We start from the raw sequence: 22,453 nt of genomic DNA on the forward strand, positions 1-22,453 counted from the left end.
TTTACACCTCTTAAAACCATGATAATCAAAGGAGTAAAATCCATCATTGAAGTACTTTCTATTTTTATTAAAACTGCATTATTCACACCACATGCAAAAAATTTTATTCCTTCTTACGGCATCCCTTTGGATGAGTTTGTTGGGTCGAGGTCAAGGCGCAGATACAAGCACCGTTGCTAAAAATGCGACAAACTCGCCATTGGCCCTTTATCAAGCGGCAACTATTTATTCTCCCCATTTATACAACGGCCCCCGCTATCATATTTATGACAGCCGCTCGAAAGAACACCAGTTTTTTCAGGTCGAAGATTGGCAAAAAGGCTCCGTGTATTACGACGGGCAGTTGTTTGAGAATGTTTCCCTGCTTTATGACATTGTAAAAGGCTACGTAGTGGCCCGGCATCCCGAGCGCTCAGGGCTGGTGCAGTTGCAAAGCGAACGAATTCACCATTTTTCGGTCGCTGAAAATCATTTTATCAGAATAGAGAAAAATGAAGAAAAAGGGGTAGAAGTACCTACGGGGTTTTATCAGCTTTTGTACGACGGAGAAACGCAAGTGCTTGCCCGGCGCATAAAAGAACGACAAGAACAGATTGAGAACAATAAAGTCACGGTTTATTTTCCTCCAAAAAACTTTTTTTACATCAAAAAAGACGGAGTATATCATCTAATCCGCTCAAAAAAAGCCGCGCTCAATCTCTACAACGACCGTAAAATTGCGCTCCGAAAAGCGCTCCGTGAAAACCGAATCAATTTCCGAAAAGCCCGCGAACAGGCGCTGGTACAGATGGCCACTCAGTATGATAAGCTACGCCCATGAAACACTCTTTACTCTTTACAACCCTCCTTTTCTCGCTCACATTTTCGGCTTTGTTGGCCCAAACAAAGGCAGAAAAACGTCTAACTGTGGATTTAAACGAGGCGCGGTTTGGCCAATTTGTTAAAGAAGCCGAAGCGCAAACTGGACACTATTTTTACTATGACGCCTCGCAACTCGACAGCCTCAAAATCACCCTGCAAGTCAAAGACCAAACGTTGGTATCGGTGTTGGTTCAGGTATTTAAAGACACAGAGTTTAAGTTTTCAATCGATGACCAACAACGGGTGTTTGTGACATCGGGGCAACCAATCATTACGCAACTCTCCGACGACCTGTTTAACCTGAATACGTCCAACAAAGAGTCGGATCAAAACCAATACGTAGCGCCCACTTCGGAAGAACAAGACAAGCTGCTATCGACCGCCGAGAGCAAACTGTACAACATCGGCGCCCAACGACAGCGCATCACTGAAGGAAAATCGACGGTTTCGGGGTATGTCCGGAATGCCGTGACGGGCGAGCCTGTCATCGGCGCGGCGGTCTATATCGAATCGCCTTCCGTGGGGGTTTCTACCGACGCACTAGGGTTATTTTCGCTGACCCTTCCGCGCGGAAAGCAAACGCTAAAAATCAAAAGCATCGGAATGCGCGATACCTACCGGCGCATTGTGCTGTATGGCGACGGTAAACTCGACATTGAAATGCAGGAAAGCGTAACGGCCTTGAAAGAAGTGTCTATCACCGCTGGCCGTGACGTCAACATCGCAGGAACTCAAATGGGGCAGGTGAAGCTCAATATCAAAACCATGAAACAGGTACCGACGGCGTTTGGCGAAACCGATTTGCTACGTACAGTGCTTACCTTGCCAGGCGTAAAAGCGGTCAGCGAAAGTAGCGTAGGACTCAACGTTCGCGGGGGCTCTACCGACCAAAACCTCATTCTTTTCAACGACGCCGTGGTCTACAATCCTTCGCATTTGTTTGGGTTCTTTTCCGCCTTCAACCCCGACGTGATTAAGGAAGTAGAACTGTACAAAAGTACCATTCCGTCCAAATACGGAGGGCGGCTTTCGTCGGTATTGGAAATCAATAGCCGCGACGGCAACAAGAAAAAATTCGTCGGTTCGGGGGGAATCGGCCTCCTGACGGGGCGTTTTGCCATCGAGGGGCCGATTGTAAAGGAAAAAAGTTCGTTCATTTTGGCCGGACGCTCGACGTATTCCAATTGGGTACTTAAAAAACTGGAGAATGCTTCGTTTAGCCAAAGTACGGCCTCTTTTTATGACGTAAACCTCCACGTTAACCACGAAATTAACGAAAAAAACAGCCTTTCGCTGATGGGTTATTTGAGTAAAGACAAGTTCCGCTTTTTCGGCGACACGGCCTATTCATACCAAAATCAATTGGCTTCGTTGAAATGGAAACATACGTTTAATCCCAAGTTTTACAGCGTTTTTACAACCGCCTACAGTCGCTACCAATACGACATCGGCAGCCAACGCGTGCCCACCGCCGCATTTGATTTAAAATTTGACATCAGCCAGTCCACCGTCAAAGCCGACTTTACTTACTTTTTGCATCGTCAGCATACCTTGGATTTTGGGGTCAATACGGTTTATTACAAACTATACCCTGGCTCCTTGCGGCCATCACATCCCGAGTCATTACTGATTTCAGACGTGATGGAATCCGAGCAAGCCATCGAAAGTGCCGTGTACCTAGAAGACCGATTTGACGTAAATGCCCGACTTTCATTGAGTGGTGGGATTCGTTTTTCATTGTTCAATTACCTTGGACCCAAAACCGTCTACACCTATACGCCCGGCCTCCCGATTGAAAAGATTTACAGCGACGGTAGCCAAACCTTCGCCGCAGGCCAAAACATCAAAACCTACCAAGGGCCCGAATACCGGGTTTCGGCGCGGTATTTGGTTAACAACAGTACTTCGGTCAAAGTCAGTTACAACACCACGCGTCAGTACATTCATTTGCTGACAAACACGATGGTGATGTCACCAACCGACATCTGGAAATTGAGTGATTCATACATTAAGCCGCAATTGGGCAGTCAGTTGGCCGCAGGCGTGTACCGTAATTTGCGGGGCAACAAACTAGAACTCTCGGTCGAAGCCTATTATAAAAACATTCAGAATTTTCTGGACTACAAAGGTGGCGACTCGCTTATTCTGAATCATCGTGTTGAAACCGCCGTGATTTCAACCACGGGAAAAGCCTACGGAATTGAAGTGATGCTGAAAAAACTGACGGGTAAACTCAACGGTTGGGTAAGCTACACGTACGCCCGCTCACTGTTGCGCGCCAACGACCGCACCTCTTCCGACGCGCCCAACAAGGGCAATTATTATCCGAGCAACTACGACAAACCGCACGATTTTACGCTGGTCAGCAATTATAAGTTTTCGCACCGGTTCAGTCTTTCGTTCAATTTTACTTACAGCAGTGGCCGACCGTATACTCCGCCTATCGGCAAATATATTTTGGAAGGCGTGCCGCGTATTTACTACGCCGACCGCAACCAATTCAGAATTCCAGATTACTACCGGGTTGATTTCTCGATGAACATTGAAGGAAATCACAAAATCAAAAAACTAGCGCACAGCTCTTGGACCTTTGCCATCTTCAACGTATTGGGCCGTAAAAATCCCTCTTCCGTTTATTTTAGAAGTCAAAACGGCGTCGTAAAAGGCTACATGCTGTCCATTTTCGGGCAACCGATTCCGACCGTTACGTACAATTTTAGATTTTAGCCCACATCGCTATTGATACTTATGAAAACCCTCTTATCTCTTATCGCAGTGGTTGTCAGTCTGGTGATGTTGGACGGCTGCGTTTTGCCATTTACCCCGCCTGAAGTTACGGCGGCCGACCGTTTTTTGGTCATCGATGGATTTCTGAACACGGGCGGCAAAGACAGTAGCCGCATTACGTTGACCTACACCCAATTGGTCTCCAACAAAAATTCGTTTACACCCGAGCTACGCGCCCAAGTGATTGTGGAGGGCGACAAAGGCAGCACTTTTTTGTTTACCGAAATCGGCAAAGGGCTTTACCGATTGGCCCCCAGAACTTTTAACCTCGCCGAAAATTTTCGAATCAGGGTTAAAACTACGGGTAAAAAAGAATTCCTTTCTGACTATACAACCCCCAAACAAACGCCACCGATTGATAGCATTACGTACAAAATAGCCGCCGACCGAAGCTCACTCCAAATCAATATCAACACCCACGACCCGCTCAATAAAACACGTTTTTATCGCTGGAAATTTGAAGAAACTTGGGAGTACAACATGCCACTTTATTCGCTCTATGAAATAAAGAATAATGCCATCATTGACCGCGTTCAAAACATTAACACCTGCTGGAGAACCGAAACTCCTTCCACTATTTTGCTTGGCTCCACCATCAAACTCACCCAAGATGTGATTCGGGATGCGCCCATCACCCACATTCCCGCCTCGGCTGGCAAATTGCTCGTCAAATACAGCATCATCGTTAAGCAATTCGGATTGACGCAGGAAGGCTATGAATATTGGAACGCGCTCGCCAAAACCACCGAAACAACGGGCGGGTTATTTGACTCACAGCCTTCTCAAATCACCGGAAACATTAAGTGCACGACCAACTCTCAGGAGCTTGTTTTTGGTTTTTTTAGTGCAGGCGTACCGCAAGAAAAACGCATTTTTTTGTCGCCCGCTCTGGGGAGACCTCAGTCGTGCCAACCACTTGATACCCTGAGCATTGCGGATGCCATCAAAGCCCAAAGTTTTCTTCTTACGCAATACTGGGCAGATGGTGCCCGGGTTCCTGAGTACATCATCGGTGACCCTGGCTGCGGAGATTGTCGCACCAAGGGCGGAAATACCACCCGTCCAAGTTTTTGGCCATAATGTTGTCATGATAAATTTTTCCGCCTCCATGAACCCTTCTTCATTCTTAAAAAAAACAGCACTTTGGATGAGTCTTTTGACTCCCACCCTTGGCGTTGGACAAAGCAAATCACTATCTCAGCGGCTTGCTCAACACAACCAACAGGCAGTGCAGGAAAAAGTATTTGTCCACCTTGACCGACCGCTGTATTTGGTGGGTGAAACGATGTGGTTCAAGACTTTTTGCCTGGATGCTTCGTTGCATACACCGTTGGATATGAGCAAAGTAGCCTATCTGGAAGTACTAGACCGCGACCACAACCCAGTGTTACAAACAAAAATTGCATTGGACGGCGGCAAGGGTTTCGGCTCGGTTTTTATTCCTCCTTTTGTCGGAAGTGGGCAGTATTCGGTGCGTAGCTATACCCACTGGATGAAAAATTTTAGTCCCGATTTCTATTTTGAAACCACCGTCAGCATTGTTAATCCTTTCAGCAAACCTAGCCTTTCGTCCCCCCCAAAACCCACTCTTGCTTACGATTTGCAGTTGTTTCCCGAAGGTGGAAATCTGGTACAGGGACTGGAAAGCAATGTAGCCTTTCGGGCCGTGGGCCAAGATGGCAAAGGCATAAAATTCAAGGGAAGTATCGTCAATCAACAAAATGATACGGTTGCCCATTTTGAACCTTTGAAGTTCGGAATCGGCACTTTTTCATTTACGCCCAAAGAAGGTGAAGCCTACCGAGTACTGCTCCTGGATGCAAAAAGACAATGGTTTACGTATACTCTACCGACCATCAAAACGCAGGGCTATGTGATGCAGGTCAAAGAATCGACGTTGGCGCTAGAAGTCACGGTTTCGGCACCTACCCAAACGGGGGATTCGGAAGTTTACCTCTTCTCGCATACCAAATCTATTCCGAAAGCGACGGAAAAGAAGGCTCTTACCAGTGGGAAAGCCACCTTTACGCTTCCTAAAAGCACTTTAGGAGATGGTATTACGGCCCTTACGATTTTTGACGCAAACCAAAAACCCGTTTGTGAGCGACTTTATTTTAAGCGCCCCACGCAATCGCTCCTTCTCTCGGCCCAGCCCGATAAAAAGCAGTACAATACACGCGAAAAAATCAATCTTGAACTCACGTCTTCCCTCAAATCAAACACGCCCACCGTGGCCGATTTGTCGGTTTCGGTGTTTTTGGCAGACTCCCTCCCCACCGAAGAGCCGCTCCTGATTGATACGTATCTGGCCCTGACCTCCGACCTGAAAGGAACCGTTGAGTCACCCTCTTATTATTTTATAAATTCAGGACAGGAAGCTGACCAAGCTCTTGATAACCTGATGCTTACCCACGGATGGCGACGGTTCAATTGGGAAGAGATTGATAAGAAAGTAGTCTATAACTACCTCCCTGAGCAGGGTGGGCATTTTGTTTCGGGCAAGGTTGTACATGCCCAAACAGGCTTACCAGCCCCGTATGTTGCCACGTATCTTGCCGCTCCAAGCAAGCGACCTCAACTATTTGTATCGCGCAGCGACACCGCTGGTCGGATTTCGTACGAGGTAAAGCATTTTTTCGGACCAAAAGAAATCATTGTCCAAACCAACACTCAGTACGACAGCACCTACCGCATCGAAATCAACAGTCCTTTTTCCGATAAAATCTCGTCGTATTCGCTCCCCCAGTTTGCCTTTGATGCTGGCTGGAAGAATCACTTGCTAACAAGAAGCATCAATATGCAAGCTCAAAACGCGTTTTTGCCCAAATCTGCTCTGCAAACCACAACGGGAGAAACCGACACGCTGGCTTTTTACGGCGTCCCCGACGAGAAGTATTTCCTAGATGCTTTTACCCGTTTTCCGACGGTAGAAGAGGTTTTGCGTGAATATGTACCGGGTGTGGGCGTTCGCAAACGTCGCGGAAAATTCTATTTTTTAGTCTTTGATAAACTCCAACCAAGCGTCTTTTTTGAAGAAGACCCACTCATGCTGATTGACGGCGTGCCCGTATTTGATACCGATAAAATCATAGCGTTTGACCCGCTAAAAATCAAAAAACTGGAAGTAATTAGTGGGCTTTATTACTTAGGCCCAATGGCGTTTTCGGGCATTGTGAGTTTTTCTACCTACAAAGGAGATTTGGCTGGCTTTCCGCTCGACCCACTGGCGTTGGTGCAGTCGTACGAAGGCGTTCAGGGGAAAAAAACATTTTATGCACCCGTCTATGACACCTCCGAACAACTGAAAAGCCGCACGCCTGATTTTAGGAACCTATTGTTTTGGGCACCGCAGGTCATCACAGATGCTCAGGGTAAGCAATCGCTCAGTTTCTATTCATCCGACCAACCAGGTACGTACAAAGCAGTCATTCAGGGCATGTCCGAAAATGGTTTGGCAGGAAGTAAAACGTTTACCTTTGAGGTAAAAAAATCGTCATTGTGAGACTTTCCAAGTTTCATAAAAAAGAGTCGGGCAAGTGCTCGACTCTTTTCGTTTCAGATTGTTGTGAGTGTAAATTAACGGTTAAAGGTATCAGATTTTAATCAGTTTATGTTTATTTGAGACTTAATTCGCGCGTTTTTCCTTTTTCAACGGCCTTCATCACGCGAAAGAAATTACCACTCCAGATTTTTTCAATGTCTTTTTTAGAATAACCCCGGCGCACCAATTCGATGGTCATGTTTTCGTATTGGCTAACATCAAAGCAATCTGCCAATGCACCGCCGCCGTCAAAATCAGCCCCCATGCCCACGTGGTCAATGCCGATTAGCTTCACGATGTGGTCAATGTGATCGATGGCATCTTTGACGGTAGCCAACTGAATCGGGTATTTTTTATTCAATTCCATAAAATCAGCCCGCGCTTTTTGTTGCTCCGCTTCGGGCAACGTCATCATTCCCCGACGGTCTTTGATGCTGTATTTTGCGTACAATTCTTTCAGCGCACCTTCTCTTTCTGGGCTTGCTGGAATGGTCTTGATATAATCGCTTAGCAAGTTTAGTTGAATCACTCCGCCATTTTTAGCCAATGCTTTGAGCATATCATCGGTGAGGTTACGTGGGTGATTGCAGATGGCCTTTGCCCCCGAATGTGTTGCCACAACAGGCACTTTTGACTGTCGAATTACGTCATAAAACGTAGAATCTGACACGTGCGACACGTCAATAATCATACCCAAACGGTTCATTTCTTTGACGACTTGCTCACCCAATGGGCTTAGCCCTTGGTATTCAGCACCTTTTGGGTCTGTGGAAGAATCGCAAATATCGTTGTTACTTGAATGGCATAGCGTCATGTAACGGGCACCCAAATCATAAAATTTCTGCAACATTGGTAAATCATGGCCCATGGCGTAGCCATTTTCTACCCCGATAAAAATCACCCGCTTACCTGTTTTTCCAATGCGGTAGGCATCTTCGGGCGTGGTAGCGAGTTCGGCCAATTCGCTCGTTTCTTTCAACGTGGTATTGACCGCATCAAAAATCCCCAAAGCGCGTTTTTTGGCCGCTTCGTGCGCTTCGGGCGTACGTGGTCCTTGTCCTAAATAGACGGCAAAGAAAATAGCATCCAATCCCCCGCGCTTCATACGCGGATAGTCTACTTTGCTGTTGGTGGTACGGGCGTCATTGTCTTTGGTAATGTCAAACCCGCCGCGCGAGAGCAACATCGGCGTGTCGGCGTGGGTATCTACGGTAAAAGCTTTCTCGTGAATTTTCTTCGCTTTTTTCAGCAAGGCGGCATCGTCTTGCGCTGCCACCGACAACGCCGTGAGCGCAAAACAGGAAATGAGTGTAGACCGAAGCGTGGTTTTCATTAGCATGATTGGTATAGTATAACGATTTATTATAAATACAAAAACCTAAACAACAAGGTTTTAGCCCTGAAACACCACAGCTAAAACCTTGTTGTTGAATAAGGAGTTACTTTATTTTGCAATCCAGAGCTTCAACTTCATATCGTTTGCCCCTCCTTGCTGTTTAAGCGCAGCACTAAAGTTAGTATAGTTCAGTGACTCTTCAGACCCTGGGTACGGCAAGCGCGTCGGAATCACACCGCCGTTTACGTTAATAACCGCAGGCTTCAAAGCAGGAATTCCCGTGCGACGAAACTCCGTCCACGATTCAATTCCTTGTCCAAACAAAGCAATCCATTTTTGTTCCATGATTTGCGTGTACCCGTCTGCGCCCGTTTTCAACGCGTTGGCCGCCAAATAATCAGCCCCAACCGTCAGTTTATACTGCGTATGCGAAGCCGTAATGGCATTGGTATAATTGGCCGCGACATCGCCCGCCGCCGTAATTCCTTTGTAAGCCATTTCGGCTTTGATAAACAGTAATTCTGAGTAACTCAAAATAACGCCAGGGGCGGTGGCACTCACAAAATAAGCACCTACTTTGGAGGTTTTAGATAGACCTAACGCGTTGGCATCGGCATTGGAAAGGCCGTTCGGAACGCCTTTATAATCACCACCGTCGGCGGGCCTGTCGGCATAAACGCCCAATCTTGCATCTTTCATGGCCGCCAATTTGTTCACAATTGTAGCACTCACGCGGTGGTCGTCGCGGGTTTTTCGGTTTTGATTGATGGGATTGTTATTGTTTGTTGCATCCAGATAATTAAGTTGAATGTTGTCGGCATTAGACTCAATGACGGGATATTTGGCGGGGTCACCCAAAATACGGGCGATTTCGGTTTTTACGTCCATTGCAGCATCGGCTTTACTTAGCATCCGGTTAAGCAGGCGCAAACTCAACGAATTAGCAAATTTCTTCCAGCGAGTCAGGTTATTGGCAAAAAGAATATCGCCCGCGATGGCTTTGGATTTATCGACAGCGTCAATCATGTCATTGGCCGCTTTCAACTCCTTGATGATACCTGCGTATACTTCCTTTTGGGTATCATATTTGGGCTGTAAAACACCTTCTAATCCTTGAAGTGACTGCGTATACGGAATATCTCCGTAAATATCGGTCAACAATGAATAAACCCAAGAGCGCATAATCATGGCTACTGCCTGATAGTTAGGGTTTTTTGTGTCAACGCCCAGCTTATAAATCCGCTGATAATCGGGCAACGCCTCCACGTGGAAGGTTTGCCAAGCGTTGCTGTACACATCGCTAGAAATCGAATACTGGTCGATGTCGGTGTATTGAATACGCGCCCAATATTGAGGAATCAAATTGCCAATATCCATCCCCAACGACCCGCCCCAATAGGCATCAACCGCACTTTGAATACCGTGCGGCAAAAACAAGTCGGCCGTGGCCACCGAAGGCGCATTGGGGTTGGTGTTGATTTCGTCAAATTTATCCGTACACGCCGTAACACTGAGCATCAATGCGGCCGTGAGGGCTTTATAGCGAAAAGAGTGAAATATATTTTTCATGTGAATGTTCATTTTGAAATTTATTAGAACAGAATTAACAAGACTTGGAAAGTTTGTAGACTTTCCAAGTCTGAAACAACTCGTTACAGATTAAAACTGATGTTGAAGCCAACGCTGCGGGTGGTTGGAACTTGCCCGTTCTCAATTCCCTGAAGGTTTCCATCGTTATAAAAACTGGTTTCAGGGTCGATATGCGGCACATTGCTGTGCAACAAAAGTAAGTTTCTACCTACCACCGAGAGCGAAATATCACGGAATGGAAGTTTTTTAAACACCTGACCACTAATCACGTATGTCAGTTTTACTTCTCTCAGTTTCACAAAACTTCCGTCAAAAATAGTTCCTTCGTTGTTGGTCAGCGCGTAGTATTTGTGGTGCCATTCTTCCGAAGAAATCCGCGTAGTATTTGGTACGAATACTGGCTCCGTAGCTGTCCCTGTATTTACAACTCCTTCTCCAACAATACCTCCTTCGCGGCCCAGTACTGTTTCGGCCAATACACCCGTATAGCGGCCGATGTTTACCGATTGCGAGAAAATATCTCCGCCCTGTTTCACATCAATTAGGGTACTCAAAGAAACATTTTTGTAGGTAAAGGTATTCTGGAAACCACCAATCCACTTAGGTGTGAAATTCCCCAAAATTCGACGGGTAGGATTTAAGGTAGGATAACCGCTCTTATCGTAAATGATATTGCCGCTTGGGTCACGGGCAAAACCTTGCCCGAAGAAAGTTCCGTACGGCTGTCCTACCCGGGCTTCGATGCTCATTCCCCGCACCGTTCCTAAAGTATAGGTAGTTAAGCCTTCGGCCAATTCAATGACTTTATTCTGGTTACGCGCCCAGTTGACCGCAATGTCCCACTGAAACGGTCCCGCTTTTACAGGCGTGGCGCTCAGTTGAATCTCAATACCTTTGTTTTGCAATTTACCAGCGTTCAAAAGTTTAGAATTAAAGCCCGTCGATTGCGAAATATTTACGTCAAGAATCTGGTTGAAAGATTGTTTGTCATAGTAAGTTACGTCCAACCCAACGCGGTTACGCCACAGTTTTACCTCTGCGCCAATCTCATACGAATTGGTCAACTCAGGCTTTAAATTTGCGTTCAACATGGCGTTGTTTTCCGACAATGAAGGTGTGCTGCCCCACGGGTTTTCGTACTTGTATGCCTGAATCAAACGGTAAGCATCGGTGTCGTTTCCTACGCGGGCAATCCCCGCCCGTACTTTGGCAAATGATAATACCGTAGACTTGATATTAAACATATCCGTCAATACCGCACTCAACGACCCCGAAGGATAGAAGTACGAACGGTTGTTGGAAGGCAGAGCGCTTGACCAGTCGTTACGAGCGGTCAAATCCAGAAAGAGGTAATTTCTAAAGCCGATGTTTGCGGCCGCGTATACGCTGTTTACTTGTTTTTCGGTAAACGAGTTTTCGGCAACTTTGGCTTGGCGCGAGTTACCCAAGTTCCATACGCGAGGAATTGCCAACTCCGTAGCGCCCATGTAGTTGCGTTGATAATAATTGCTGCGGTGGTTGGTACCAAAGTTGGCAGCCACGTCAAACTCACCGAATTTATGCGTAGCGGTCAACAGAACGTCGGAGTTAGATTCGCGAATAAAAATCTGCTCTTCGTTGTAGCTATCGTACTGTTTAGAGCCGTTGAGGTTATCAATCCGCGCGGCGTTTTTGGTTTTACGACGGTCTACATATACGTCGGTTCCTGAGCGTGCCGTCAGCGTCAACCAATCGTTAAATTTATACGTAGCGGCCAAGTTGCCATACACGCGGTCACGCTTGTTGTATTTGGTGCTCAAGTTCAACACATAATATGGATTCGTCCAATAGTTGTAGTTCCAGTTGTTTTGATAAATGCTGCCCGGTGCCTGATAATTCTGCAATTTCTCCATGTCCACCTGACGGCCAAACCAGATAAAATAAAGGCCCCAGTTGGTCCGGTTATCGCTACCGTCTACCACGTAGTTACCCGTTGCACGGATGCTCAATTTTTTGGTCAGGTTCCAACCCGCATTCAGCGATACCGTACGGCGCTTGTAATCGGTATTGGGCAAAATCCCTGTTTGGTTCAGGTCAGTATAGGAAAGACGAAAATCGCCTTTTTCGTTTCCACCCGTGATGGCAATGTTGTTCGTGAAAGTCTTACCAGTCTGGAAGAATTGATTAACGTTATCAGGATGCGGAATAAAAGGTGTAGGCGTGCGGGTACCGTCGGCGGCAATCGGCGAGTCAAATTGTGGCAAAAGTCGGCCGTCCATTTTAGGTCCCCAGCTTTCGTCCACACCGTCGTTTACTCCTTTTCCCGTTCCATCCACAAATGAGAACAGGCCTTTGTTACCTTGTCCGTATTCATTTTGCCACTCAGGCAAACGAAACGGACTGTCAAATGCGGTGTTTGAATTGACCGAAACGCCAATGCCTTTCGAGCCTTTTCCGCTTTTGGTCGTAATCAAAATAACGCCATTCGCCCCGCGCGAGCCGTACAAAGCCGCCGCGCTTGGCCCTTTCAGTACGCTTACATTCTCAATGTCGTCGGGGTTGATAGATGCCGCGCCATTGCCATAGTCTACGCCCGTTCCTGAGCCATAGTTACCGTTATCAATAGGAATCCCGTCAACGACAAACAAAGGCTGGTTGTTGCTTCCGATGGAACTTGCACCCCGAATCAGAATACGGGAAGAAGCGCCCGGCGCGCCGTTGGAGCCAGTGACCTGCACCCCAGCGATTTTTCCGGAAAGTGCATTCACGAAGTTGGTGGTACGCGCCTGCGTCATTTGTTTACCGCTTACTTCCTGCACAGAATAGCCCAAGGCTTTTTTCTCACGGGTAATTCCCAAAGCCGTTACGATAACTTCACTCAGAATAGAGGCATCTTCATCCAACGAAATATCAAAAGTTGTTTGATTGCCAGTAGCAATTTCTTGCGGCTTGTAGCCGATGAAAGAAACAACCAAAACGGCGTTAGGAGGGCCCGAAATGGAGAAATCTCCCGTTGAATTTGCACTCGTTCCGCGGTCGGAACCTTTGATGACGATACTGGCGCCGGGTAGGCTTAAACCGTCTTTGGAAAGGACACGGCCTTTCAACAGTCGATCTTGGGCATAGCTCGCTAAAGAGACAAGCATAGAGGCCACTAAACAGGTTGTGGTAAAAAACTTCCTCATGGTTAATGGATATTAAGTTATTGGGCAATATTTGTATTTTTCCAATTTAAACAGCACATTTCTTTTACAGATTTATGCCATTGATATTCTTAATAGTTTGCGGCCATTTTCGAATAAAACTTAATTTTAAAGAGCGAGGAGCTTTTCTTGCTTGGCAGTAATAAAGATGCAATTTTAGATTTATTGCACCTTTATTCCAAATATTATTTTAAATATATTTATTTATACAAAATAATAAACTTTTTATTTGCAAAAATACCTAATTAAACTACTTAAATATTTTAGCTCAAATACTTATTATTCTGTTTAAACCTTATTTACTTTTTATTAACTAACAAAAAATATAATTATTCCCACAATTTCTCACAAATGCACGTATATACCTTAAAGTAGCCGCTACTTTAAAAAAAATCAGACGCCACCAAAAAAAAGACGCCGAACAGCTACGTCCGACGTCTTTGAAAAAATATTTTAAAGTATGTTTTTTAATCGCGGCTGGAAAGCTTCGCTAACAATCTCAGTACTTCGATGTACAGCCACACAATGGTCACAATCATGCCGAAGGCACAATACCATTCCATGTATTTGGGAGCACCGTGTTCGGCACCTTGCTCAATCATGTCGAGGTCCAATACTAAGTTAAAAGCAGCTAAGCCCACTACAAAAAGCGAAAAGCCAATACCAAACCAACCATTGTCGTAGATAAGGGGCATTTCAATACTGAACATCCGCAGTACCATTGCGACCAAATAAAAGATGGCAACGCCCGCCGTAGCCGCCAAAATAGTCCGCTTAAATGTAGGTGTGGCGCGAATCACACCCGCTTTGTACAAACCGACCATTCCGGCCAGTATCGCAAACGTGAGCAACACCGCCGATAGGCCGATGCCCGGATACATACTTTCAAAAAAGAGCGTAGTTGCACCCACAAAAACCCCTTCCACTACTGCATACAAAGGTGCAAGCGTAGGAGCCAAATGTTGTTTAAAAGCCAGAATTAACGCTATCACAAAGCCCGCAATGGCTCCGCCAATGGCCAAAGGCATAATCAATGCTGGATTGGAGGCAAACAAAAACCAGCTGCCCAAGGCGGAGGCGAGTACAAGCACCCCCATTAGGATGATTTTATTGACGGTACCCTGCACGGTCATTGGGCCCTGCCCAACACCTTCCCGCGCGGCCTTTATAAATGATTTTTCCGATAAGGTTGGATTTGCCATGTAATGTAGGAGATTTTAGGTTTTTCAACTGATTTTACAGAATAATAAACGCAAAATGCCATATAAAATTCAAAAAGTCAAGGCAAAATCCTTTTTGGGGTCATTCATCAAACTTTCGCTTTTGTAGTACCGCCTTTGGTCATCGAAATATCGACGGGCGCGTTGTTTTTCCACGAGCCGCCCGTAAAGTCGGGTACATCAATGGAATTAGAACGATGAGCCACCGACCAGCCACTCAGCGGCGCAATACAACTCCACAAAGCCGCATCGTAGACATCTTGGTCGAGTGGGAGGCCGTTGCGAAGGCAGTCAATTGTGCGCCAGTCCATCAGAAAATCCATGCCGCCGTGCCCGCCGACGTTTTTGGCGATTTCGCCCATTTTTTTCACAATCGGCGGCAGGTATTTTTGCTCCAAAGTTTTGTATTCTTCGGCGCTCATCCATTCATGCCCCGTGGAATACCGGGCAGGTTCGGGGTATTTCAAACCCACTGCTTTGGTACCACTCACCAACTGAATCCGCGAATAGGGCCTTGGCGACGACACATCATACTGAACCATAATGGTTTTGCCTTTATTAGTCTTGATGGTCGTGGTGCTCATGTTGCCATTAAACTGCTTATCCACGTAAGGTTTGTAAAAATCATCCTTGGCGGCGAGCTCTTTGGCTAAATTTCCCAATACAAAATCACTGCTCGACATCGACGTCAGGTACTCCATTTTATCCCCGCGATTGATGTTCATCACTTGGCAAATCGGCCCCAGCCCGTGCGTTGGGTACAGGTTTCCTTTGCGTTGATACATTTCGTGAAGTTCCCACAATTGATAGAAATGCGTTTTTGAGAACATGTATTCCTGCAAATTGTGGATATAGGCGGCCTCGCCGTGGACAATCTCTCCAAAAAAACCGTTACGGGCCAAATTGAGCGTGAGCAATTCCGAAAAATCGTAGCAGCAGTTTTCGACCATCATGCAGTGCTTCTTGGTCCGCTCGGATGTTTCGACCAGCTGCCAGGCTTCTTCAATGGTTTTGGCGGCGGGAACTTCCACGCATACGTGCTTGCCGTGCTCCATCGAAAATACCGCCATTGGGGTATGAAACGCCCAAGGCGTAAGTATGTAAATCAGGTCAAGGTCGGTGCGCTCAGCCAATTTTCTCCAGATTTCGGGACTGCCTATGTAGGTTTCGGGACGATGCCCAGAGGCTTCCACCAACTTTTTAGCGACATTGACTTTTTCCGCGCGAAGGTCGCACAAGGCTTTGATTTCTACGCCTTCGATTTTGTTCATCCGCTCCACGGCTCCCATGCCGCGATTGCCCAAACCGATGAATCCGATGCGCACTTTGTCGAGTTTGGGAGCGGCATAGCCACTCATGTTGAATTTTTGGACGCGGGTATGATTGGCTTGTTCGTAAACTTGCGCCATTTCTTCGGGGGTATTGGCGTAAGCGGCAAAGGGATTGGAAGCAAGAAGCCCTAAACCTGTTGCGCTTGCCGTTTTTAAGAAATTTCTGCGGTTGTTTTCCATGTTTTGGGTAGCCTTTTCAAGTTTTGGCGTTTAGAAATAGTGGTTTCGCTCTAGGCCGCTGGGCCCCGCCTTCTCCTTCAACGCTCTGTAATTTCGGGCGCGTTGCGCTTTATCCGAAATTACAAGGCGTTTCACGAGAAGGCTAGAAAACTAAAAAATCAGAGATTTTGGGTTGATTATTATTCTTTTTTGCATTTTTGCCTACTTACTCAACCCTTTATCTCAAAAAATACAATCTCCGAGAAAAGCAGGTTGGTAGCCTTTTTGGGTGGCCCATTGGACGCAGGTTAGGATGCGGTTGCGAAAATCGGGTTGATAGGCTTCGTAAAACGGATAGAAATATTGCTCGTGCACCAAAAAATCAACGTACGGGGGCAAGCCTGACGGCAGATTGGCGTAATTGTCGAGGTGCGGTACAATGTCGGGCAGCTCTTTTTTATCAATGACAATGCTGCTGCGGATAAACGTAATTCCTTCCTGTGTATCGTGCCATACAAAGCGTTTTTTCAATTGACGGCGCTGCTCCACAGTCAAATAGTAAGACACCGCGAACAGACCATCATCTACGTTAAAATAACCCAATTGCCCCACATAACCCGCATCACGAAGCGCCCGTGAACCTTCGACGGTGGCTTCGCCCCAATGCAGCGTAGTGACAGGCCCCATTACGGCCTCCCCCGCAAAGCGCCGAATCTCGTTTTTGACCAATTCGCAGTCTTCCGCCACTTGTTGATAGCCCGCCGTTCGGTACGGCATATCGGGAAACTCACCGCGTGCGTGAAAGCTCAAACGAAGCCAATCAGCATTGGAGGTCCATTCAGATTTATATTTATCAGTTAGTTGCGACAGGTTAAAACCATCCGTTTCGTAAAAAAGATTCAGGTGGATTTTGGTACCATAGGCGTCGTGAACCTGCTTCAAAAACCCTAAATATTCATTCTCAAAAATAGAATTATAATGAGCTGAATTTTGGTGAATATCGCGCAAAAACCAAATATTATCATCAATCGAAAGGCGGTAGTGACCTGCGAAATTGGGTAACCAAAAAACCGTTATTTGTTGGCTTTCGCCCGTGGTTCTGTTTTGAACTTCTACCGAATTCTTGTATTCAGTAAGGACGATTTGTGCTTCAAAAACACCTTCTCGTTCTCTTGCTTGTACGCCGTTAATCACAATCAAATGCTTCAATGGCGCTTTGACCGTTACAATGGTTTGCAAGGCTCCCTTTATCACCAAACCATCATACGAATGGAGCATATCGCCGTTGATGGGACTGATAAATTCTATGTTGTTCATTTCCTAAAAATCGGGTTTAAACATTGCTTCAAATGACTGCACAGGCTCTTCTTTTTTTCGTTGAATCTGGAAATCAACGACTTTGAGGTGCAGTTTTCGCCAAAGACTATATTCCACATCAAACCGCCCCAAAATAGAGTTGAGTCGATAGGGCATGTATTCCGAAAGCCACGTTTGAGTGTAAATTTGTTTCAACTCGCCCGTTTCGTCCATCGCATCCACCAATAAACTGTGACAGGGATACGTCAAATCATAAATGACGTAATCTTCCTTCTTTTTGACGAGCATGGCATAATTCCAGCGGTCCACGATGGCTTTGGCCCAGATAAATCGCGTGGCCGAATAATTAATGAGCCGTGCCGACACCAGCAATGAATTGATAAAAGTACTGTCTGATTTAGAGGCTTTTTTCAGAGCATCTATCAAATTGGCCTGCGCCTCTTCGCTGTATTTTCTAACTTCCCTCAACTCTGCCGCGTGTGCTTCGGTATTGGCCAGATAATAGGCTGAAAAGGGATTCGACCATGCTTCTACTAACGTGCCGCGCGGCATACTTTGGGTATTTTTGCCCAAGCATTTCTTCAAATATTCGACCGAGGTAGCGATATTGTCAAAGGCATCGCCCATTTCTTTGGCAGCATTGGGGTACATCACCGACGCGTAGTTTCGGGCAAATACCTTTTTATCAGGAGATTTTCCCTGCCAGGCAGAAATGCAGCCATAGGCCATAAACATCCACGACGAGCGCACAAACGGCTCCACAGAATCTGTCCAAACAGAGGTGATAAAGCCCAGCGTCTGATGCCGCATTCCGGCTCGCAAACACAGATCAATGTTGTCGTACGTATACTCAGCTTCGGGATAAATATGTCCCCAACCCGAAACGGCCGGTTGAATAAAAAATGGCTTCTTTTCTTTCAAAACGGGATTCAAATAATGGTACGTAGCCGCCGAATCGGGCGAATATTGCCAAATGACAGGAATGACCTCGGCGGGGAATTTCTTCATGATTTCGGGATAAAACGAGTTCATGTCCGTCCACGCCATGAGGGTTTTGCCGTATTGCTTCAACTCATCGCTCACAAAGGTCAGTTGCTGAATAAACAGCGCTTCGGGATTCAAGGACATTTCTCCCGTACTGTTCAGACGCTTGGTTTCCCAGGTTTCATCAAAACCCACGTGAATAAAAGGACTTTTAAACAGCGTGGTATATTGTTTTATCCAGTTTTTGAGCAACGTCTGTACACCGGCATTGCGCGGGTCAAGCTCGTGTCCGTAGCGCCCAATGGCCAGTGAAGCGTATTTTTCGTTTCGAATCAGTTCGTGCAAATGCCCGTAAAAATTCACAAACGGGATCACGTCGATGTGCCGCTCACGGGCATAGGCTATGATGCTTTTGATTTGGTCTTGGGTGTAGCTTGCCTTGTAATTGAGGGTGGAATAGCCGTCAAGCTCAATGCTGACTTCGTTGTAGAAATAATATTGGTTGGTTTTCCAACGTGCCAAAAAGTCAATCTGTTTTTTGATCTCTTCTATAGTCAACAAACCACCGTGCGCAAAATCCATCATCACCCCCCGAAAAGCCAACTGAGGTTGGTCTTGAATCGTCACAAACGGCAACGCTGCTTTGGCTCCCGAACCCTGAATCAACTGTCGAATCGTTTGAACGGCGTAATACAAACCCGTTGAGGTCTGAGCGTTGATTTCCACCCCTTTGGCATTCACAGAAAGTGAGTACTGTTCCCGTGTGCTTCCGGGCTGTGCTTCGTTGGTTTCGGGCAATTCCCGTCCCGGTGTTTTGACGGTAAAACGAATGTTCGCCGTATTGGCAGCATTGGCCATTTTAAGCGACTTTCCACTCCGCTCGCGAATCGTTTGTTTGAGTTCGTTCAGGGCAAAAACAAGGTCTTTAGAAGCCGTCGGCGCTACATAAAGCGAGAGATTTTGCAGCAACAGTTCCCCTTGTCCGTACTGAATGGAAGTCGGTTCGGGGTATAAAATGGGGCGATTTTGGGCAAAAATCCCTGCAAACGCCCAAAAACAGGTACAAAAAACAATCAAAAGGGATTTCATAAATAAAAAATTAATGGTTTAGTGCAGTAATGTGCCGGCGGATACTCCTATCCGCCAAATAAGGTTTCTCAAAACCTTGTGAACAAAGTTCTCAGGTGATGAGGAAATCCACCGGCGGTTTTGAGAAACCGCCTGCACTTTGGTGACTTCAATTTGTCTAATACGTCGCTCTTCCTCCCGACAAATCAAAGGTGAAGCCAGTGGTAAAGCTATTTTTGGATGATACGATGTAAGCCACCAAGTTGGCAGCTTCGTCGAGCGTGCCGCAACGTTTCATCGGAATTTTATCGGTCATGTATTTTACTTGTACTTCGGGCATAGCATCGACCAAGGGCGTTTGAATCACAGCCGGGGCCAAGGCATTGACCGTGATGCCGTATTCCGCATATTCTTTGCCCTGTACTTTGGTCAGCCCAATCACTGCCGCTTTGGAAGCCGAATAGGCCAACATGCCTGCATTCCCTTCCTTACCCGCAATCGACGCAATGTGCAGGATACGTCCGTATTTCTGCGCCATCATGGAAGGCAAAACAGCTTTTGAAGTATAAAAACAACTCATAAAGTTGACTTCAAACACTTTATGCAAATTCTCGCTGCTCACTTCGTGGCTTTTGAGGTTAGTGATACCCGTGATTCCCACGCAGTTGACGAGAATATCCACTTTGCCAAAATGCTCCAACGCCTGTTGAATTACTTCCTGCACCCGTGCTTCATCGGTGATGTCAATGCCGATAAGCAACGCTCGGTCGCCGTAGCTTTCAAACTCCTGTTGCAACCCTTTTTCGTTAAAATCAAGTAGGGCAACATTGGCACCTTCGGCAAGGAGTTTATGGGCTACCACCAGTCCAATTCCTGAGGCCGCACCCGTTATCAACGCCACCTGTCTGCTAAATTCGTTCATGTTTTATATCTGATTAAAATTGGGGTCACAGAGTTACTCAAAGTGTACTTTGTGTAACTCTCAGTGAGAGCATTTGACCGATTTATTTAGGAATATAGAGTATTTGACAGTATTGTCAAAATGGAACGCGGATGACACGAATCCCTTTGGGAACACGGATTTTCTCGGATAAAATCTTATAATCCGTGTCCCCGAACGCTTTAGGGATCCGTAAAATCCGTGTTCCAATGCTTACACCACATTCTTAAAATTCAAATTCATTTATACCGCCACTGCCACCGCAGGACGAATGGCGTAGGTTTCGTCATTGAGTACGTCAATCACACGTTGATTTAATTCACGAATGTAGCTGATACTCGACGCGTCGGGAATATAAGCGGCTTTACGGGCAATGCTGTTGCTCAATACGCCGCGAGCGATGAGTAATTCTTTTTCGGCATAATGGAACAGTTCCATGTTTTGCAGCGAGAAAAATATCTGAGGCATCACTTTTTCAAACAAATCAAACGCCTTTCCATCTTCACCGCTGCGACGCAAGTCAAACACGCGTTGAAGAATATCAGAAACCGCCAACCCCGGCATCACGCCTCTGATACCGATGGGCACCAACTCCAGCATGTACAGACCACCCCATCCCTCAAACAAGCCGACTTTTCCTTTAGTGGCTTTAATAATGCTTTCAAATTTGGGGGCACAAAGCGGTTCTTCGAGTTTCAGGTATTTGAAATTAGGATTTTCATCCATCAATTCTTTGATAAACTCCACGCTGATAGATGAACCGCCGGGGTTGAAATCCTGAATCAAAACGGGGGTATTGGGAATGGATTGCAGGAATTCTGATAAGTATTGTTTCAACGAACTTTCGGGCAAACTGAAAATGCGCGGCACCGCCAACGACACCACATCAGCGCCCGCTTTCACGTTGGCCTGCGCCAATTTTATGGCCACTTTCAGAGATGGATGGTTGGACTGCGCCACAATTTTGAGGCGTCCTGCGGCGTGCTCAACCGCTACACGTACGACTTGAAGTTTTTCGTCGTCGGTCAATTTGTAAAACTCGCTTGCGTAAGCAGGAAGGCAAACGGCTTTGATACCGCCCGCTATGGCGAAATCAATCAAACTGCGGAGGGCCTCTTCGTCGATTTCCTCGTTTTCGGTAAAGGGTGTGGGAATAATCGGAACAACGCCGAAAAGTTCGTTTGTTAGCTCTGACATAACTTTAGGAATTATTATTAACCAATTTTTTTTGCTGTACTCTACTATCAACAATGGAGAGAATAAGGGTAGAAACCAGAACCAATACCCCTCCGATAATGGCCTGTGTGTTGAGTTTTTCGCCCAACCAAAGGGCCGCTATGGGCAAGCCCATGAATGTAATCAGGTAATTTGACAAGGCGACTTGGGTAGCGTCCAAATACTTCAAAGCCCTGAAAAACAGCACCATGGAAAGAAAATTATGGAATACCGTCAACGAAATCATACCTATCCAAGTATTGGTGGTGAACTCGGGAATTTTGCCAAACATTTCGGGTTCATAATACAGCACCAACGGCGTCAGCAAAATACACATGACCAAATAGGTGTAGAACACCATTTCGATTTCGGTGTATTTCTCGGCAATTTTCTTGCAGCCGACGTTGTAATAGGCATTGCCCAAAATGGCCAGAAAAATCAGGATATTTCCCAACGCATAGCGTGAACTCAAATCGGCCCCTTTGATGTCGTCGGTGGAGCACAAAGCGACCCCGATGATGGCAATGGCAAAACTCACCCAACGGGCGGCATTCATTTTTTCTTTCAAAATGAGGAATGCAAACACGGCAGTAATGACGGGCAAGGTCAGAACCAAAATAGCGGCATTGCTGGCCAAGGAATACTGCGTCCCCCAGGTCATCAATACTTGCGACGGAAACGCGCCCAACGCCGCCAACTGAACAAAAATCAAAATATCTTTCAGCTTTTTGCCCCCTTTTTTAAAGTCTCGGGCTACAAACGGAGCCAACAACATGGTGGCCAACAACATGGGTGCCCACACCGTAAAATACGGCCCGACCTGATCCTGCGTCAGCTTGATGCTCGTAAAATGAAACGCCCACATGAAATTACAGGCAAACAAAATAGACCAGGAAACAACCGATTTTTTCATAGTTTGTGG

General features: G+C 46.3%; 14 protein-coding genes. 4 read left to right on the forward strand and 10 right to left on the reverse strand.

The genetic code is table 11. From position 1 onward, the window contains the following. Nucleotides 1-91 precede the first annotated feature (91 nt). The 4 genes from DVG78_RS14385 to DVG78_RS14400 all read left to right on the forward strand — a co-directional run bounded on the left by DVG78_RS14385 (nt 92) and on the right by DVG78_RS14400 (nt 7,150). Entirely contained in the window at nt 92-820 is a 729-nt protein-coding gene (locus DVG78_RS14385; protein WP_114461754.1) for a hypothetical protein, read from the forward strand. Next, nucleotides 817-3,588 (forward strand): TonB-dependent receptor, encoded by a 2,772-nt coding sequence (locus tag DVG78_RS14390; protein ID WP_114461755.1) that lies wholly within the window; start codon nt 817-819, stop codon nt 3,586-3,588. The genes DVG78_RS14385 and DVG78_RS14390 overlap by 4 nt, the downstream gene beginning before the upstream one ends. 21 nt (nt 3,589-3,609) lie before the next feature. Further along, nucleotides 3,610-4,728: a DUF4249 domain-containing protein gene (locus DVG78_RS14395; RefSeq protein WP_114461756.1), complete on the forward strand. Its 1,119-nt coding sequence runs from the start codon at nt 3,610-3,612 to the stop codon at nt 4,726-4,728. 67 nt (nt 4,729-4,795) lie between these two features. Further along, nucleotides 4,796-7,150: a hypothetical protein gene (locus tag DVG78_RS14400; protein WP_199563257.1), complete on the forward strand. Its 2,355-nt coding sequence runs from the start codon at nt 4,796-4,798 to the stop codon at nt 7,148-7,150. A 112-nt stretch (nt 7,151-7,262) separates the two neighbouring features. Here the strand turns inward: DVG78_RS14400 and DVG78_RS14405 are convergent, their stop codons facing one another. The 10 genes from DVG78_RS14405 to DVG78_RS14450 form a co-directional block, all read right to left on the reverse strand. Continuing rightward, entirely contained in the window at nt 7,263-8,522 is a 1,260-nt protein-coding gene (locus DVG78_RS14405; protein WP_114461757.1) for a dipeptidase, read from the reverse strand. Between the two features lie 111 nt (nt 8,523-8,633). Then, a complete protein-coding gene (locus tag DVG78_RS14410) occupies nt 8,634-10,094 on the reverse strand; it encodes a SusD/RagB family nutrient-binding outer membrane lipoprotein (protein ID WP_114461794.1) in 1,461 nt (486 codons plus the stop codon). A gap of 83 nt (nt 10,095-10,177) precedes the next feature. Beyond that, a complete protein-coding gene (locus DVG78_RS14415; RefSeq protein WP_114461758.1) occupies nt 10,178-13,279 on the reverse strand; it encodes a SusC/RagA family TonB-linked outer membrane protein in 3,102 nt (1,033 codons plus the stop codon). A 485-nt stretch (nt 13,280-13,764) separates the two neighbouring features. Then, nucleotides 13,765-14,499, reverse strand: coding sequence for a Bax inhibitor-1/YccA family protein (locus tag DVG78_RS14420; protein ID WP_114461759.1), 735 nt, complete (start codon nt 14,497-14,499; stop codon nt 13,765-13,767). Between the two features lie 107 nt (nt 14,500-14,606). Next, the gene (locus DVG78_RS14425) at nt 14,607-16,028 is read right to left on the reverse strand and encodes a Gfo/Idh/MocA family protein (protein ID WP_114461760.1); all 1,422 of its coding nucleotides are present in this window, start codon (nt 16,026-16,028) and stop codon (nt 14,607-14,609) included. 222 nt (nt 16,029-16,250) lie between these two features. Then, nucleotides 16,251-17,324: a hypothetical protein gene (locus DVG78_RS14430; protein WP_114461761.1), complete on the reverse strand. Its 1,074-nt coding sequence runs from the start codon at nt 17,322-17,324 to the stop codon at nt 16,251-16,253. A 3-nt stretch (nt 17,325-17,327) separates the two neighbouring features. Then, nucleotides 17,328-19,397, reverse strand: a complete 2,070-nt coding sequence (locus DVG78_RS14435) for a beta-N-acetylhexosaminidase (RefSeq protein WP_114461762.1) — start codon at nt 19,395-19,397, stop codon at nt 17,328-17,330. 157 nt (nt 19,398-19,554) lie between these two features. Next, nucleotides 19,555-20,298, reverse strand: a complete 744-nt coding sequence (locus DVG78_RS14440) for an SDR family NAD(P)-dependent oxidoreductase (RefSeq protein ID WP_114461763.1) — start codon at nt 20,296-20,298, stop codon at nt 19,555-19,557. A gap of 261 nt (nt 20,299-20,559) precedes the next feature. Continuing rightward, complete coding sequence (locus tag DVG78_RS14445; protein ID WP_114461764.1) at nt 20,560-21,513, reverse strand: dihydrodipicolinate synthase family protein; 954 nt, start codon at nt 21,511-21,513, stop codon at nt 20,560-20,562. A 4-nt stretch (nt 21,514-21,517) separates the two neighbouring features. After that, complete coding sequence (locus tag DVG78_RS14450) at nt 21,518-22,444, reverse strand: DMT family transporter (protein WP_114461765.1); 927 nt, start codon at nt 22,442-22,444, stop codon at nt 21,518-21,520. Between the last annotated feature and the right edge of the window lie 9 nt (nt 22,445-22,453).

It is taken from the genome of Runella aurantiaca (assembly GCF_003339505.1).
Taxonomy (GTDB): Bacteria; Bacteroidota; Bacteroidia; order Cytophagales; family Spirosomataceae; genus Runella; species Runella aurantiaca.

Coding starts and splice junctions, on each gene's coding strand:
- DVG78_RS14385 (WP_114461754.1), top strand. CDS start 92: ATGCAAAAAATTTTATTCCTTCTTACGGCATCCCTTTGGATGAGTTTG.
- DVG78_RS14390 (WP_114461755.1), top strand. CDS start 817: ATGAAACACTCTTTACTCTTTACAACCCTCCTTTTCTCGCTCACATTT.
- DVG78_RS14395 (WP_114461756.1), top strand. CDS start 3,610: ATGAAAACCCTCTTATCTCTTATCGCAGTGGTTGTCAGTCTGGTGATG.
- DVG78_RS14400 (WP_199563257.1), top strand. CDS start 4,796: ATGAGTCTTTTGACTCCCACCCTTGGCGTTGGACAAAGCAAATCACTA.
- DVG78_RS14405 (WP_114461757.1), bottom strand. CDS start 8,522: ATGAAAACCACGCTTCGGTCTACACTCATTTCCTGTTTTGCGCTCACG.
- DVG78_RS14410 (WP_114461794.1), bottom strand. CDS start 10,094: ATGAAAAATATATTTCACTCTTTTCGCTATAAAGCCCTCACGGCCGCA.
- DVG78_RS14415 (WP_114461758.1), bottom strand. CDS start 13,279: ATGAGGAAGTTTTTTACCACAACCTGTTTAGTGGCCTCTATGCTTGTC.
- DVG78_RS14420 (WP_114461759.1), bottom strand. CDS start 14,499: ATGGCAAATCCAACCTTATCGGAAAAATCATTTATAAAGGCCGCGCGG.
- DVG78_RS14425 (WP_114461760.1), bottom strand. CDS start 16,028: ATGGAAAACAACCGCAGAAATTTCTTAAAAACGGCAAGCGCAACAGGT.
- DVG78_RS14430 (WP_114461761.1), bottom strand. CDS start 17,324: ATGAACAACATAGAATTTATCAGTCCCATCAACGGCGATATGCTCCAT.
- DVG78_RS14435 (WP_114461762.1), bottom strand. CDS start 19,397: ATGAAATCCCTTTTGATTGTTTTTTGTACCTGTTTTTGGGCGTTTGCA.
- DVG78_RS14440 (WP_114461763.1), bottom strand. CDS start 20,298: ATGAACGAATTTAGCAGACAGGTGGCGTTGATAACGGGTGCGGCCTCA.
- DVG78_RS14445 (WP_114461764.1), bottom strand. CDS start 21,513: ATGTCAGAGCTAACAAACGAACTTTTCGGCGTTGTTCCGATTATTCCC.
- DVG78_RS14450 (WP_114461765.1), bottom strand. CDS start 22,444: ATGAAAAAATCGGTTGTTTCCTGGTCTATTTTGTTTGCCTGTAATTTC.